The sequence below is a fragment of the Sphingopyxis sp. GW821-FHT02C12 genome (assembly GCF_059421785.1).
Map to the genome: position 1 here is coordinate 526,108 of NZ_JBWKVQ010000001.1, position 13,084 is coordinate 539,191.

Sequence of the window (13,084 nt, forward strand, 5' to 3'; positions counted from 1 at the left end):
GTTATAAATTTATAACATATTGTGAAGATAAGCAAGTGGAGAATCGACCATGGAGCTGAAGTTTCGAGTCGCGGCGCGGATCGCGAAGCCGGTGCATGAGGTGTTCGAGGCGGTCGCCGACCCGGCGAGGCTGTCCAACTATTTCACCACCGGGGGCGCCGAAGGGCGGCTGGAGACCGGCGCGACGGTGACATGGGACTTCCACGACTTCCCCGGCGCCTTCCCGGTCTATGTGATCGAGGTGATGAAGGACGAGAAGATCGTCCTCGAATGGCAGGCGAACGAGGGCGAGGCGCCTAACGTGGAGGGCGGCGAACTCAAGGATGCCGATTACCGCACGCGCGTGACGATGAGCTTCAAGGGGCTCGACGACGGCCGCACGCTCGTCGAGATCGCCGAGGAAGGCTGGCGCGAGAACCAAGGGGCGCTCAGCGCATCCTATGGCAATTGCCAGGGCTGGTCGCAGATGCTGTGCGCACTCAAGGCCTGGATCGAACATGGGATCAATTTGCGCGCCGGCATGTATAAATAGGTCCCGCTATTCCGGATATTCGATCCTCAGTTCGCGCGTCCCGAGCGGGGCGCCGGTGTTGGCGTCGATCACCACCGGGCGGATCGCCTGACCCGTTTCGATATCGACCTGGCGCGTCAGCGCACCGCCACCATTATGCTTGCGTCCCCATGCGCCGATCGCAGCGAGGATGGGCAGGAAGTCGCGGCCCTTTTCGGTGAGCAGATATTCGTCGCGCGGCGGGCGCTGGCTGTAGCGGCGCTTTTCGAGCAGTCCCGCGTCGGCGAGCGCGGTGAGGCGCCGCGCGAGGATATTCGGTGCGATGCCGAGGCTGGTCCGCATCTGGTCGTAGCGGGTGAAACCGCGCTGCACGTCGCGCAGCACCAGCATCGACCAGCGATCGCCTATCAGCGTCAGCCCGCGGTCGATCGGGCAGGTCCCGAAATTTTTTTCATCGTCGGTCATTGAAAGGATATGGAGCAGTTACTATCATTTTGCAAGTGACCCGTTTGGGGCCAGCAAAAGGAGACAGACGATGATCGACAAAATCCAGGGAACCGCCCTCATCACAGGCGCCTCGACCGGCCTTGGGGCCGTATATGCCGACCGCCTCGGCAAGCGCGGCCACGACCTGATCCTCGTCGCGCGCAACGGCGTGCAGTTGGAGGAGCGTGCGACGAAGCTGCGCGCCGATTACGGCGTCGCGGTCGACGTGATCGCCGCCGACCTGACCAAAAGCGACGATGTGACGCGGATCGAGCAGCGGCTGATCGACAATACGGGCATCGCGCTGTTCGTGAACAATGCCGGCATGTCGCTGAACGGCGCAACGCTGGAAAACGGCACGAGCGAGATCCAGACGATCATCGCGCTGAACATCACCGCCGCGGCGAGGCTGGCGATCGCGGCGGGCAAGGCGTTCGCCGCGCGCGGCACGGGCAAGATCGTCAACATCGCCTCGGTGCTCGCGCTGGCGCCTGAGACGTTCGAAGGTGTCTACAGCGGGTCGAAGGCGTTCCTGCTCAACCTCAGCGTGTCGCTCGCGAACAGCGTCCGCGAACGCGGGGTGCTGGTGCAGGCGGTGCTGCCGGGCGCGACGCGCACCGAAATCTGGGAACGGTCGGGCAAGGATATCGATACGTTTCCGGCCGAGATGGTGATGGACGCCGGCGACCTGGTCGACGCGGCGCTGACCGGTCTCGATCGCGGCGAGGAAGTCACGATCCCGCCGCTCGCCGACGAAGGCCAGTGGGATGCCTATCAGGCGGCGCGGCTGGCGATGGGACCGGGGCTGTCGCGCCGCGAGGTGGCGGGGCGGTATCGGACCACGCAAGCAGCTTGACCACGAGCGGCGGGAAAGGGTCGGTTGCGGACAAACCGCCCTTCAAATCCCGCTCGTGTCGAGCGAAGTCGAGACACCCATCGGTAGCGCACGCCTTCGGGGTGTCTCGACTTCGCTCGACGCGAACGGAAAAAAGGGTCCGCTTCTCGCTCCAAAGCGGACCGCGCTCTCAATTCGCCGGTCTGGTCTCGTCGATCTTCTCGACCCATTCGGGGTAGAAGCTCGGCTCGCGCGCGGACCAGCCGGGGGCGGTGGCCGCCGCTTCGCTGATCGACTGGAGCAGGATCTTGCGCTTGTCGGGGTGCAGGTGCGGCAGCGACGCCGCCGCGCAAAAGGCACCCGGCAGCCACGGCCGCGCATGCGCGCCGAGCAGTCGTTCATAGAGGAAGCGGTAGGACGCAAAGCCCGGCAGGCGGTCCTGCCCGAGATCGAAGGCCGACACCGCGACGAGCGGCGCCATGAAATGTTCGAGCGCGTCGAGGCCGCTGTCATCGGGAATATGCGCGCGAATTTCGTTGATCCGCTGATAGACGCGCGCCTGGACGCGGATCGCGGTCTCCTCGACCATGTCGCGCGACCAGCGGCTGATCGCATCGTCGCGCTCGAGCCCGATATCGAGCGAGCGGCGGATGTAGCGCTGCGTCGCCGCAGGGAAGCCCGCAAATTCCTTGATTTCCGCAAAGGACAGCTCGCCGGCTGCTGGTCCAGAACGCGTCGCCATGGTCATGCTCCCGCACGGCGCCCGGGGAGCCATCCCCCCGGAGGCCTGCAATTAGGCAGTCTGCCACCAAAATGGTTAGTGGCCGGTTAACCATGACGTTGGCGATTGTTCATCCGACTTGGGGGCGTTGCGCGATGCCGCGACGGAGCCTAATCAGCGTGTCTTGAAACTGACACACGAGAGCCATCATGTCGCACGCACCGCAGCCGGTACTTTCCTCGACCGGCCTTTTCACCCCCGCCGAAGCCATCTCCAACGAAGAACTTGTCGCCAGTTTTAACCAGTATGTTGCACTGCACAATAGGGAAAATGCACAGGCCATCGCAAAGGGCGATGTGGCGGAACTGACCGAATCGAGCGTCGAGTTCATCGAGAAAGCGAGCGGTATCGGGTCGCGCTTCGTCGTCGACAAGGCCGGCATCCTCGACCCCGCACATATGGCGCCGCGCCTCGACAACCGCAGCAATGACGAGATTTCGCTGCTCGCCGAAATCGGCGTCGCGGCGGCGAAAGACGCGCTGATGCGCGCCGGACGCGACGCGGGGGACGTCGATGCGGTGCTGTGCGCGGCGTCGAACATGCAGCGCCCCTATCCGGCGATGGCGGTCGAGATCCAGGACGCGCTCGGTATCGACGGCTTCGGCTTCGACATGAATGTCGCCTGCTCGTCGGCGACCTTCGGCATCCAGACCGCCGCCGACTATATCCGCGCCGGCCACGCGAAGAGCGTGCTCGTCGTGAACCCCGAAATCTGTTCGGGCCATCTCAACTGGCGCGACCGCGACAGCCACTTCATCTTCGGCGACGTCGCGACCGCGATCCTCGTCGAGGACAAGGACATCGCCCCGACGGGCCATTGGGACATCCTCGGCACCAAGCTCAAAACGCAATTCTCGAACAACATCCGCAACAATTTCGGGTTCCTCAATCGCGGCCACGGCGGCATCGACCAGTCAGGACCGAAGACCGACAAGCTGTTCGTCCAGGAAGGCCGCAAGGTGTTCAAGGAGGTCGTGCCCTGGGTCGCGAACCTGATCGTCGAGCAGATGGAGCTACTGGGGCTGGAGGGCGGCGACATGCGCCGGCTGTGGCTGCACCAGGCGAACACCAACATGAACCGCCTGATCGCCCAGCGCGTGCTGGGGCATGAGGCGAGCGAGGACGAAAGCCCGACGGTGCTCGACACCTATGGCAACACCTCGAGCGCGGGGTCGATCATCGCCTTCCACCTGAACCATGAGGATATGAGCGCGGGCGACACCGGGCTGATCTGTTCGTTCGGCGCGGGGTATAGCGCAGGGACTGTATTCGTTCGGAAGACATAGTCGTCGCCCCTGCGAAGGCAGGGGCCGCTATCGACCTTGCGCTACATCGCCAACGGCCGCGACAAGAGGCACGTGACTCTAGTCGCCCTTCGCGGGGGCGACGCATTAGGGCACGAAGGTCGTGAACAGGTAGATCGCGAACAGCATCAGGTGGATCACCCCCTGCAGCACCGTCGTCCGTCCGTTCGCCAGCGTCTGCACCGACACGATCAGCGACAGAAACAGCAACACGGTCGACTTGGCGTCGAGGCCGAGGCTGATCGGCAGGTCAGTCATGATCGACAGGATCGCGACCGCGGGGATGGTGAGGCCGATCGTCGCCAGCGCCGAACCCAGCGCGAGGTTGAGGCTGGTCTGCAAGCGATCGGCCTTGGCCGCACGCACTGCGGCAAGCCCTTCCGGCGCGAGAATCAGCGCCGCGATCAGCACGCCGAGCACCGCCGGCGGCGCGCCCCAGTCGGACAGCAGCGCGCCCATCACCGGCGACAAATTCTTGGCGAGCAGGACGACCGCGACCAGGCTGGCGAGCAGCAGCGCGCCCGATATCGCGGTGCGCTGGACGGTCGGGGGCGCGGCGTGCGCATCAGGTTCACCGTCCCCGTCGGCATCGCCGTCGGGAAGGAAATAGTCGCGGTGGCGAACCGTCTGCACCAGCGCGAAGGTCGCATAGAGGATCAGCGACACCGCCGCGACGAAACCGAGCTGGACGGGGGAATAAAAGGACCCCGGCGCGCTCGACGTGAAATTGGGCAGCACCAGCGTCACGACCGTCAACACGGTCAGCGTCGCGAGCGCGGCGCCGATACCAGTACGCTGGAACCGCTGTTCATGATGGCGGATCGCCCCGCTTAGCAGGCAAAGCCCCATCAGCAGGTTGAGGATCACCATCACCGCCGCGAACACCGTGTCGCGCGCCAGTGTCTGCGCCTTCTCGGGTTCGGCCTGCATCAGGGTCAGGATCAGGCCGACCTCGATCACCGTCACCGCGAGTGCGAGGATCAGCGTCCCGAAAGGCTCGCCAACGCGATGTGCGATCACCTCGGCATGATGGACCGCCGCGACGACGGCGCCCATCAGGATGAAGGCGACGAGCCAGGCGTTCAGCGGCATCGCGAAACTCGCCATCGCGGCGACGAAGCCGAGGATCGGGAAAATGTCGTTGGTACGGTCGGCGATGCGGAGTTTGCTTTGCATCGGGCTTCTATTGCAGTCCGATTCCGCCCTGACCACCCCTCGCAGGCGGATTAATGCACGCGCACTGGCAGTCCCGCTGCGGCGAGCCGCGCATGGGCGTCGGCGATCGTCGCTTCGCCGAAGTGGAAGATGCTCGCGGCGAGCACTGCGCTCGCGCCGCCCTCGACCACGCCGGCGACCAGATGGTCGAGATTGCCGACGCCTCCGCTTGCGATCACCGGCACGCTCACCGCATCGGCGATCGCGCGGGTGAGCGCGAGGTCGTAACCGTCCTTGGTGCCGTCGCGGTCCATGCTGGTCACGAGCAATTCGCCCGCGCCGAGGGTGGCGAGCCGCACCGCATGCTCCAACGCATCGACCCCGGTCGGCGTGCGCCCACCATGGGTGAAGATTTCCCAGCGGTCCTCTGCCACACGCCGCGCGTCGATGCTGCCCACCGCGCACTGGCTGCCGAAGCGGTCGGCGATATCGGCGACGAGTTCGGGCCGCGCGACCGCGGCGCTGTTGACCGCGACCTTGTCGGCGCCGGCGAGCAGTAGCGCGCGCGCATCGTCGGCGCTGCGTACCCCGCCGCCGACCGTCAGCGGCATGAAGCAGACTTCGGCGGTGCGGCTGACCATGTCGAGCAGGGTGCCGCGCCCCTGATGCGTCGCGCCGATGTCGAGAAAGCAGAGTTCGTCGGCGCCCGCAGCGTCATAGGCGCGCGCCGCCTCGACCGGATCGCCCGCGTCGCGCAGGTCGACGAAATTGACGCCCTTGACGACACGCCCGTCGGCGACGTCGAGGCAGGGGATGACGCGGACACGGACGGTCACTTGCTCCCCTCCCACCTGTGGGAGGGGTTGGGGGAGGGCCTGTTTCGGGACGGAAGCGCTTTGGGCATGCCCTCCCCTAGCCCCTCCCGCCAGCGGGAGGGGAATTGCCCACCGCGATCGCTTGCGCCAAGTCGAGCCGCCCGTCGTAAAGCGCGCGCCCGGTGATCACACCCTCGATCCCGTCGGCGACATGCGGGCGCAGCGCGTAGATGTCGTGGATGTCGGCGACCCCGCCGCTCGCGATCACCGGAATATCGACCACCTTGGCCAGCGCGACCGTCGCCTCGACATTACAGCCCTTGAGCAGCCCGTCGCGGCCGACGTCGGTGAACAGCAGCGCGGCGACGCCGGCATCCTCGAAACGGCGCGCGAGGTCCTCGACACGCACGTCGGAGACATCGGCCCAGCCCTCGGTCGCGACCATGCCGTCGCGCGCATCGACCCCGACGACGATCCGGCCGGGCAGGTCGCGCGCGGCGGATTTGACGAATTCGGGGTCTTTGAGCGCGGCGGTACCGATGATCACGCGCTCGACCCCAAGCGCCAGCCAGCGGTCGACGCCCGCGCGGTCGCGGATACCGCCACCGACCTGCACCTTGCCCGGAAAGGCCGCGACGATGCTCTCGACTGCGACACCGTTGACGCTTGTCCCCGCGAAGGCGCCGTCGAGGTCGACGACGTGCAGGTGAGACGCGCCCGCAGCGGCGAACAGCCGCGCCTGTGCCGCCGGATCGTCGCCATAGACGGTCGCGCGCGCCATATCGCCCTCGGCAAGCCGCACCACCTGCCCGCCTTTGAGGTCGATCGCGGGGAAGATGGTCAGGGCCGCCATGCGAGAAATCTTTCGAGCGTTGCTAGGCCATAGGCCTGGCTTTTTTCGGGATGATATTGGACGCCGACGATGTTGTCCTTCGCGACCGCCGCGGTGAACAGCCCGCCATGGTCGCTCGTCGCCGCGACGTCGGTCGCGTCGGCGAAATGATAGGAGTGGAGATAATAGGCCTCGCCCGCCGCGATCACCGGATGATCGCCCGCCGGGATGACGTCGTTCCAGCCCATATGCGGGATGCGCAGCCCGGGAGCGGGGGTGAAGGCGCGTACCGTGCCGCCGATCCAGCCGAGGCCCTGATGCGTGCCATGCTCCTCGCCCGCATCGGCGAGCAATTGCATGCCGACGCAGATGCCGAGAAAGGGCGCGCCCTGCCCGCGAACGCGCTGTTCCATCGCGTCGATCAGCCCGGGGATCGCGGAAAGCCCGTTCATGCACGCGGCGAACGCACCCACGCCGGGCAACACAATCCGGTCGGCCTTCGCCACGACATCGGGATCGGCGGTGACGGCAACGTCGGTCGCGCCCGCGGCGACGAGCGCATTGTGCACCGAGCGAAGATTGCCCGCGCCATAGTCGATCAGGGCGATGGCGCTCATCGGACGGTCCTTAGAGGACCCCCTTGGTCGACGGAATCGCATCGCCCTTGCGCGGGTCGATCTCGACCGCCTGCCGCAGCGCACGGGCCAGCGCCTTATACATGCTCTCGGCGATATGATGGTTGTTCTCGCCGTACAGCATCTCGATGTGCAGCGTGATGCCCGCCGCCTGCGCGAAGCTGTGGAACCAGTGCGGGAACATCTCGGTGTCCATCTCGCCCAGCCGCGGCTGCGAGAAGGCGGACTTATAGACGCAGTGCGGACGCCCCGAAATGTCGAGCACGCAGCGGGTCAGCGTTTCGTCCATCGGCGCATGCGCCTCGCCGTAGCGCGCGATACCGCGCTTGTCGCCGAGCGCCTTCGCCACCGCTTCGCCGAGCGCGAGCGCGCTGTCCTCAACGGTGTGATGCTGGTCGATGTGGAGGTCGCCCTTCACCTGCATCGAGATGTCGATCAGCGAGTGGCGCGACAATTGCTCGACCATATGGTCGAGGAAACCGATGCCGGTGGACACCGCATAATCGCCGGTGCCGTCGAGATTGACGGCGATCGCGATGTCGGTTTCCTTGGTCGTGCGCTGGACGGTGGCGGTTCGCATGGCCGACGCCATAGCACCCACTTTTCGCGTTGCAAGGCGACTCTCCCCCCTTGACCGGCACGCGACCGGCGTTCATCCCCCTGCGCCATGACTGAAGACGTTCGCGACAGCCTGATTCCCTATGACGAGATCGTGCAGGACGCCCTGCGCGCGGTGGTCGGCCGCGTGCTGCGCCAGATCGAAGGCTATGACAGCCTGCCCGGCGAGCATCATTTCTATATCACCTTCAAGACGCAGGCGTCGGGAGTCGACATCCCCGCGCATCTGATCGCCAAATTCCCCGACGAGATGACGATCGTGCTACAGAACCGGTTTTGGGACCTGACGGTCGAGGAAGACCTGTTCAGCGTCGGCCTGTCGTTCAACCAGACCCCGTCGATCCTGACGATCCCCTACGCCGCGATCACCGCCTTCGTCGATCCGTCGGTCGATTTCGGGCTGCAGTTCCAGGTCAGCGACGACGGCGCCGAACCCGAACCGCATGACGAGGCCGACAATGACCGCCCCGACGTGACGAGTGAGGACGGGACGAACGTCGTCACCGTGGATTTCGGCAAGAAACGTTAGCGTCATGGGCGGCCCCACATGGCCCCCCAGCCGCTTCTGGCAATATTGGGCCCTCGCCGGCATGGTCGTGCTGACTGCGGCCTTCTGGTGGGGGGTCGAGGGTTTTGCGCTCCTCGAAAGCGGCGGCACCGGCAGCGATATCGGTGACGGCATCCTGCGCTTCAGCCTGCTCGCGCCGACCCCGGCGCTGGTCATCGTCTGGCTCGCCCCCGGCTGGCTGCGCCCGCGCGTCGGCGACAGCGGCTATTGGCAATTGCTCGGTACCGTCGCGGCGATCTGGGCGGGCGCGGTGCTGGTGACGCGGATGCTGATCGGATGAGCGAGACGCGAATCGAGAGCGACAGCATCGGCGAGATCGCGGTTCCGGCGGACGCCTATTGGGGGGCGCAGACCGAACGCAGTCGCCACAATTTCGCCTTTCCCGCGCACGAGCGGATGCCGTTGCCGATCGTCCACGCGCTGGCGCGGGTCAAGCGCGCCGCCGCCACGGTCAATCGCAGTCACGGCCTCGATGGCCATCTTGCCGATGCGATCGTCGCCGCCGCCGATCATGTCATCGCGGGCGAATATGACGCCCAATTCCCGCTCGCCATCTGGCAGACGGGCAGCGGCACCCAGTCGAACATGAACGCCAATGAGGTGATCGCGGGTATCGCCAATGAGGCGCTGGCGGGGCAGCGCGGCGGCAAGTCGCCCGTCCACCCCAACGACCATGTCAACATGGCGCAGTCGTCGAACGACAGCTTTCCCACCGCTATCCATGTCGCTGTCGCGATCGAGACCACGAAGCGGTTGCTCCCCGCGCTCGCGACGCTGACCGACGCGTTGACCGTCAAGGTCGAGGCGTGGGCCGACATCGTCAAGATCGGCCGCACCCATTTGCAGGACGCGACCCCGCTGACGCTGGGACAGGAGTTCTCGGGCTATGTCGCGCAGCTGATCGCCTGCCGAGCGCGGATCGAGGGCGCGCTCGCCCACAATATCAACAAGCTTGCGCAGGGCGGCACCGCGGTCGGCACGGGACTCAATGCGCCGGCGGGTTTCGATGTCGCGATCGCCGCCGAGCTGTCGAAGACCACCGGCATCGCCTTCGAACCCGCGCGCAACAAGTTTGAGGCGCTGGCGTCGAACGACGGGCTCGTCTTCTTCTCGGGCGCGCTAAACACGCTCGCGGTCGCGCTGACCAAGATCGCCAACGACATCCGCCTGCTCGGCTCGGGTCCGCGCGCCGGCCTCGGCGAACTCGACCTTCCCGCGAACGAACCCGGCAGCTCGATCATGCCGGGCAAGGTCAACCCGACCCAGTGCGAGATGCTGACGATGGTCGCGGCGCAGGTTGTCGGCAACCATCAGGCCGTCACGGTTGGCGGGCTACAGGGGCATCTGGAACTCAACGTCTTCAAGCCGCTGATCGGATCGAACGTGCTGCGCTCGATCGACCTGCTCGCGATCGGCATGGCGGGTTTCACCGAGCATTGCGTGATCGGGCTCGAACCCAATCGCGGCCGCATCGATGAATTGATGAATCGCTCGCTGATGCTCGTCACCGCGCTGGCGCCCGAAATCGGTTACGACAAGGCGGCGAAGATCGCGAAACATGCGCATGAGACGGGGTCGACGCTGCGCGAGGCCGCGCTCGATCTGGGCTATGTCGATGCCGACACCTTCGACCGCGTCGTCGACCCACGCACGATGCTGGGTGCGGAACCGACCCGGCCCTCCGGGGATTGATGGGGAGAAGGAGAGATGGGCATGATCGGCAGGATTGTTGGCGGCGTTCTCGGCAGCGCCATCGGAAAGCAGAAGGGCGGCCACCCCGTCGCCGGCGCGGTGATCGGCGCGGCGACCCTGTTCGCAGCAAGGCGCCTGTTTCCCCAGCGTTATGCCGCGATCGCGGCTTGGGGCGCGGCGGGGTATCTCACCAAGAAATGGGCCGACCGCGCCGCGGCGCGCAAGGCAGCGGAGCAAGCGCATGCGCTCGATCCCGAACTCGCCCGCGAAGGCGTGGTCGATAGCTATGCCGGCACCGGCGAACCGCTTTCGGACGGCGAGAGCATGGGCGATGCGCTGCCCCCGGCGATCCCGATCGACGAAGCGCGTCCCCGCCCCGTCATCCACTAGGCACCGGCCCGGCACCTACCTGCCCAGCACCGGCGATGAGGGGGCGGGACATAAGCCCCGCCCCTGTCGTCAGAAGTCGAAGCTGACTTCGGCGCCGATGATCCGCGGATCGCCCGGCGCGGTGAGCACATAACCAAGGCTGCCCGAGAAATCGAGAACCGTGGTGCCATAGCGCTTGTCGGTCAGGTTCTTCACGAACAGCGCCACATTCATCGACGGCTTTTCGAACGTCTTGGAAATGCGGAGGTTGAGGAGACCATAGCCCTGAATCGTCGTCCAGGTCTTGGTCAACGGATCGGTCAGGCTGCTCGGCGCGCCGTCATGCGTGCCCTTATAGGCATAATCGATCTGCGCGCGCAGCGGCCCACCCGGCATCTCATGCTCATAAGCCGCCGACAACGACCAGTTCCACGCCGGCAGATAGGGGAAGCGTTCGAACGAACGATCCACCCCGTTGCTGACATAATCGTCATAGCGGGCATGGACATAGCCGAGCGCGCCGCGCAGCGTGAGGCCGTCGAGCGGCACCGCGGTCGCCTCCGCCTCGAAACCCTTGATCGTGCCCTTCGCGGCGTTGCGCACCACGGTCAGCGTCGGCGGGCTCGGCGGCGGCAGCGAGCTGCCGACGACCACCGTGCGCTGGATCCCGTCATATTTCGAGATATAGCCCGCCAGGTTGAGGCGCAGCCGGCGGTCGAACCAGTCGGACTTGAGGCCCAGTTCATAATCGGTGACCGTTTCGGGATCGAAGGGCTGGAAGGTCAGTGGATCGGCGCCGCCGCGCAGGTTGAAGCCCCCCGCCTTGTAGCCGCGTGCGGTGCGGGCGTAGAAAAGCAGCCCGTCGCGCGGCTTGTAATCGAGCGTCGCCATATAGGACCAGTCGGAATAGCTTTGCTTCAGATTGGCGACGCAGCCAGCCTCGGTCGTTACGGTGCCGACGATCGCGGTGGGCAGGTTGCAGCGAAGGAAGGTGCCCAGCGGCCGGTCGACCCGGTTGCGCGAATCGAGCGCCTTGGTGTCCTTGGTATAGCGCAGCCCTCCGGTCAGGCTGAGCGCGTCGGTGAGCTTGAAGGTCGCCTGCGCAAAACCCGCGATGCTCGAATTCTCGACCGAACCATCGGTGACATTGACCGTCCGGCCGTCGACGTTGGTGGTCGTGTTATAGTTGATCGTGCGCGTGCCGTCGGTGCCCGTTTCGCGCGAATAGAAGGCGCCGAAGATCCAGTTCAGCCGGTCGTCGAGCGACACGCCGGAAATCTGCGATTCCTGCGTAAAGACCTTTTGCCGGGTCGGCTGGCGAACGAGAATGAGGTTGAAGGTCGTCGCATCCAGATCGTGCTGCGTCAACCGGTCGAGTTCGCGATAGGCGCTGATCGATTTGAAATCGATGCTGTCGTTCAGGCGGATATTGAGCGTGGCGGAGGTGCCCCATGCCTCGATCCGGCTGATGCTTTCGCCGCCATGGTTGACGTCGCGATAGTCGGCGTTCTGCGCGAGGATGTCGGCGAGGCTGCCGCCCTGGGCGATCGCGTTGGTCAGCAGCGCCGACGTCGGCCGCACCCCGGCGATATGCCAGGCGAGGGTCGAGGTGCTGGCCTTGTTGTAGTCGCCGCGCAGCGTCAGGTCGATGTCGTCGCTGACGTCCCAGCGCAGCGCCGCGCGCAGGTTGCCGCCGTTGAGGTCGCCGCCGATATATTTGCCGTCGACGCGGTTGCGGCCATAGCCGTCGCGCTTGTCATATTGACCGACGACGCGCAGCGCCAGCGTGCTCGCGAGCGGCACATTGACGATCGCCGACGCGCCGCGACGCCGATATTCGTCGGTGCGCAGGACGAGCTTGCCTTCGAAATGGTCGGTCGGTTGTTTGTAGAAGATATTGATCGCGCCGCCGGTGGTGTTGCGGCCGAACAGCGTGCCCTGCGGCCCTTTCAATATCTCGACGCGATCGACGTCGATCAGGTTCGACATTTCGGTCGAGATCGTCTTGGCGATGTTTACGCCGTCGAGATAGATTCCGACCGCGGGGTCGGTGGTGAGCAGCGCGTCGGTCTGCGTCTGGCCGCGCAGCGAGATGGCGGTCGAGTTGCGGTCCGCCGAAACCGGGTTGATCGACAGCGACGGCGTCTGTTCCTGCAGGTCGCGGAAGCTCTGGATCGACTGGTTGGTCAGCGATTCGCCCGACAGCGCGGTGATCGCGAGCGGCACGTCCTGAAGCCGTTCTTCGCGCTTGCGCGCCATGACGATGATATCGCCGTCGATCGCGTCCGACGTGTCGACCGTCTCGCCCGTGTCCTGCGCGAAGGCGGACGGGACAGCCCATCCGCCGATACCCATGGCCGCCATCGTGCCAGCGGCGAACGCCTTGCCGAGCTTCATCTGCCTCTCCCTGACTTATATATCTAGGTTATAGAGGTTGCGCTCGTAGAGAAAATATGACGAACCGTCAACTATGGCCGGGAGTC

At 65.6% G+C, this 13,084-nt stretch carries 15 protein-coding genes; 7 read left to right on the plus strand and 8 right to left on the minus strand.

From position 1 onward, the window contains the following. Positions 1-49: 49 nt before the first annotated feature. Positions 50-532: an SRPBCC family protein gene (locus AC07U1_RS02525; RefSeq protein WP_495178850.1), complete on the plus strand. Its 483-nt coding sequence runs from the start codon at positions 50-52 to the stop codon at positions 530-532. Between the two features lie 6 nt (positions 533-538). On the opposite strand, the gene AC07U1_RS02530 is transcribed toward AC07U1_RS02525, so the two are convergent. After that, positions 539-976 (minus strand): winged helix-turn-helix transcriptional regulator, encoded by a 438-nt coding sequence (locus tag AC07U1_RS02530; protein WP_495178851.1) that lies wholly within the window; start codon positions 974-976, stop codon positions 539-541. A 70-nt stretch (positions 977-1,046) separates the two neighbouring features. On the opposite strand from AC07U1_RS02530, the gene AC07U1_RS02535 reads away from it, so the two are divergent. After that, entirely contained in the window at positions 1,047-1,853 is an 807-nt protein-coding gene (locus AC07U1_RS02535) for an SDR family NAD(P)-dependent oxidoreductase (RefSeq protein WP_495178852.1), read from the plus strand. A gap of 169 nt (positions 1,854-2,022) precedes the next feature. On the opposite strand, the gene AC07U1_RS02540 is transcribed toward AC07U1_RS02535, so the two are convergent. Continuing rightward, a complete protein-coding gene (locus tag AC07U1_RS02540) occupies positions 2,023-2,574 on the minus strand; it encodes a hypothetical protein (RefSeq protein WP_056344349.1) in 552 nt (183 codons plus the stop codon). Positions 2,575-2,762: 188 nt separating this feature from the next. Here AC07U1_RS02540 and AC07U1_RS02545 point away from each other — a divergent pair, with 188 nt between their 5' ends. After that, entirely contained in the window at positions 2,763-3,899 is a 1,137-nt protein-coding gene (locus AC07U1_RS02545; protein ID WP_495178853.1) for a beta-ketoacyl-ACP synthase III, read from the plus strand. Between the two features lie 105 nt (positions 3,900-4,004). Here AC07U1_RS02545 and AC07U1_RS02550 read toward each other — a convergent pair whose 3' ends face one another. The 5 genes from AC07U1_RS02550 to hisB all read right to left on the minus strand — a co-directional run bounded on the left by AC07U1_RS02550 (position 4,005) and on the right by hisB (position 7,934). After that, a complete protein-coding gene (locus AC07U1_RS02550) occupies positions 4,005-5,093 on the minus strand; it encodes a calcium:cation antiporter (RefSeq protein ID WP_056344355.1) in 1,089 nt (362 codons plus the stop codon). A gap of 50 nt (positions 5,094-5,143) precedes the next feature. Beyond that, a complete protein-coding gene (gene hisF / locus AC07U1_RS02555) occupies positions 5,144-5,908 on the minus strand; it encodes an imidazole glycerol phosphate synthase subunit HisF (RefSeq protein ID WP_495178854.1) in 765 nt (254 codons plus the stop codon). Between the two features lie 76 nt (positions 5,909-5,984). Continuing rightward, complete coding sequence (hisA, locus tag AC07U1_RS02560) at positions 5,985-6,740, minus strand: 1-(5-phosphoribosyl)-5-[(5-phosphoribosylamino)methylideneamino]imidazole-4-carboxamide isomerase (protein ID WP_495178855.1); 756 nt, start codon at positions 6,738-6,740, stop codon at positions 5,985-5,987. Next, complete coding sequence (gene hisH / locus AC07U1_RS02565) at positions 6,728-7,336, minus strand: imidazole glycerol phosphate synthase subunit HisH (protein ID WP_495178856.1); 609 nt, start codon at positions 7,334-7,336, stop codon at positions 6,728-6,730. The genes hisA and hisH overlap by 13 nt, the downstream gene beginning before the upstream one ends. Before the next feature lie 10 nt (positions 7,337-7,346). Continuing rightward, a complete protein-coding gene (hisB, locus tag AC07U1_RS02570) occupies positions 7,347-7,934 on the minus strand; it encodes an imidazoleglycerol-phosphate dehydratase HisB (RefSeq protein WP_495178857.1) in 588 nt (195 codons plus the stop codon). Positions 7,935-8,021: 87 nt separating this feature from the next. Here hisB and AC07U1_RS02575 point away from each other — a divergent pair, with 87 nt between their 5' ends. Genes AC07U1_RS02575 through AC07U1_RS02590 form a run of 4 tightly spaced genes read left to right on the plus strand, consistent with a single transcriptional unit; the run spans position 8,022 to position 10,622 of the window. Then, positions 8,022-8,501, plus strand: a complete 480-nt coding sequence (locus AC07U1_RS02575) for an SspB family protein (protein WP_495178858.1) — start codon at positions 8,022-8,024, stop codon at positions 8,499-8,501. 4 nt (positions 8,502-8,505) lie between these two features. After that, positions 8,506-8,820, plus strand: coding sequence for a hypothetical protein (locus tag AC07U1_RS02580; protein WP_492735760.1), 315 nt, complete (start codon positions 8,506-8,508; stop codon positions 8,818-8,820). Further along, on the plus strand, positions 8,817-10,232 hold the full coding sequence (gene fumC / locus AC07U1_RS02585; protein ID WP_495178859.1) for a class II fumarate hydratase: 1,416 nt from the start codon (positions 8,817-8,819) through the stop codon (positions 10,230-10,232). Before AC07U1_RS02580 ends, fumC begins: the two co-directional genes overlap by 4 nt. 21 nt (positions 10,233-10,253) lie before the next feature. Further along, positions 10,254-10,622, plus strand: coding sequence for a hypothetical protein (locus AC07U1_RS02590; RefSeq protein WP_495178860.1), 369 nt, complete (start codon positions 10,254-10,256; stop codon positions 10,620-10,622). 69 nt (positions 10,623-10,691) lie between these two features. Here the strand turns inward: AC07U1_RS02590 and AC07U1_RS02595 are convergent, their stop codons facing one another. Further along, positions 10,692-12,998 carry a TonB-dependent receptor gene (locus tag AC07U1_RS02595; RefSeq protein WP_495178861.1) on the minus strand — a complete coding sequence of 769 codons (2,307 nt, stop codon included), beginning with the start codon at positions 12,996-12,998 and terminating at the stop codon, positions 10,692-10,694. Positions 12,999-13,084 lie beyond the last annotated feature (86 nt).

What these genes read in the sequence shown, in the direction of transcription:
- AC07U1_RS02525 (WP_495178850.1), top strand. Translation starts at nt 50, where the DNA reads ATGGAGCTGAAGTTTCGAGTCGCGGCGCGGATCGCGAAGCCGGTGCAT.
- AC07U1_RS02530 (WP_495178851.1), bottom strand. Translation starts at nt 976, where the DNA reads ATGACCGACGATGAAAAAAATTTCGGGACCTGCCCGATCGACCGCGGG.
- AC07U1_RS02535 (WP_495178852.1), top strand. Translation starts at nt 1,047, where the DNA reads ATGATCGACAAAATCCAGGGAACCGCCCTCATCACAGGCGCCTCGACC.
- AC07U1_RS02540 (WP_056344349.1), bottom strand. Translation starts at nt 2,574, where the DNA reads ATGGCGACGCGTTCTGGACCAGCAGCCGGCGAGCTGTCCTTTGCGGAA.
- AC07U1_RS02545 (WP_495178853.1), top strand. Translation starts at nt 2,763, where the DNA reads ATGTCGCACGCACCGCAGCCGGTACTTTCCTCGACCGGCCTTTTCACC.
- AC07U1_RS02550 (WP_056344355.1), bottom strand. Translation starts at nt 5,093, where the DNA reads ATGCAAAGCAAACTCCGCATCGCCGACCGTACCAACGACATTTTCCCG.
- hisA (WP_495178855.1), bottom strand. Translation starts at nt 6,740, where the DNA reads ATGGCGGCCCTGACCATCTTCCCCGCGATCGACCTCAAAGGCGGGCAG.
- hisH (WP_495178856.1), bottom strand. Translation starts at nt 7,336, where the DNA reads ATGAGCGCCATCGCCCTGATCGACTATGGCGCGGGCAATCTTCGCTCG.
- hisB (WP_495178857.1), bottom strand. Translation starts at nt 7,934, where the DNA reads ATGCGAACCGCCACCGTCCAGCGCACGACCAAGGAAACCGACATCGCG.
- AC07U1_RS02575 (WP_495178858.1), top strand. Translation starts at nt 8,022, where the DNA reads ATGACTGAAGACGTTCGCGACAGCCTGATTCCCTATGACGAGATCGTG.
- AC07U1_RS02580 (WP_492735760.1), top strand. Translation starts at nt 8,506, where the DNA reads ATGGGCGGCCCCACATGGCCCCCCAGCCGCTTCTGGCAATATTGGGCC.
- fumC (WP_495178859.1), top strand. Translation starts at nt 8,817, where the DNA reads ATGAGCGAGACGCGAATCGAGAGCGACAGCATCGGCGAGATCGCGGTT.
- AC07U1_RS02590 (WP_495178860.1), top strand. Translation starts at nt 10,254, where the DNA reads ATGATCGGCAGGATTGTTGGCGGCGTTCTCGGCAGCGCCATCGGAAAG.
- AC07U1_RS02595 (WP_495178861.1), bottom strand. Translation starts at nt 12,998, where the DNA reads ATGAAGCTCGGCAAGGCGTTCGCCGCTGGCACGATGGCGGCCATGGGT.